Raw genomic sequence first — 1,034 nt, forward strand, 5'->3', positions numbered from 1 at the left:
TTTCTAACTCCAACAGGGCTGCTAAGGTAGTATCAGACTTGTCTGCCATAACACGAATTTTTAGCCTACCTTCCAAACCTTCTATCGATCTATTTAGTTGTAGCGAACCATCCTCACCCACAGAAACAACAAGATGATAATTGTCGTCTGTGTAAGGGTCAAGCTGGGTTAATTCACCGTCTTTGTAACCCCAAACAACTTTTCCTTCGTCAAGATGATAGCGATTATTAACTGTTGTTTTACCGGCCGTTTCTGTTCTTGACGAACCTAATTTAGAGCTGACCTTGGTTTCAATATTCCTTTCTTTCAGTCCAATTGCAACCTTTCTACCAAAATCAGCGCCTGGATTACATCCTTTCATAGCGACTGTGTCAATGCTTGATTGGGTGGGTAAAACGCCTCTTAATGTAACAACATAATCAACAATGTTAGCAGCCGTTCTGCGTCCTATAAACCCTTTTTTACCATGTCCAGCAAATAGTATTTTAATATTATCTGCTTTTATTTTATGTAATTTAGGTCCATACACAATCTGATAATCACCGTTATTATCCATTTTTATAAGTGTAGAACTTCCAAAATGTTTGCTTGCTATGGCTGACGAACTATTTGCCATGGTTGGATCGTCTTGCAACTGAACAACAACATAATGTGTGTCTCTAGGACCGGGAGCAGATTTATACCTGTTTGTTACTCTTTTGTGCTTCCATACACTTAACACTTGTTGAGATCTTGTAATACCATTAACAACTATTGATGCATCCCTCACACATTCCTCAGCCCAAGCTTTGCGAGCTGCATTTTGATCAAGGTTAATCTCGTCTTTACTTAGTAACCTTTCAAATTCACTTTTAACGCCTGCAATGTGTCTGAGTTGCTCTACAAGGCTCAAGCCAGCAATATCTTTTAACATATCTACGCTTGCATCAACATCCAGCTCACCCTTGTTAAATTTATCTTCTAAATGATAGGCAAGAGTATTCTCTGCACACTTGCGTGCAATTGCACTTAATTTATCAAACTGTGTTTAGTGT

Annotated in this window: 1 protein-coding gene; it reads right to left on the reverse strand. The window is 38.7% G+C overall.

The features are described 5' to 3' along the window. Positions 1-913 (reverse strand): C80 family cysteine peptidase (locus BBROOKSOX_RS11565; RefSeq protein ID WP_139662023.1); only part of this gene is annotated, 913 nt, incomplete at its 3' end. Between the last annotated feature and the right edge of the window lie 121 nt (positions 914-1,034).

The organism is bacterium endosymbiont of Bathymodiolus sp. 5 South (genome assembly GCF_900128535.1).
In the GTDB taxonomy this organism is placed as follows: Bacteria; Pseudomonadota; Gammaproteobacteria; order PS1; family Pseudothioglobaceae; genus Thiodubiliella.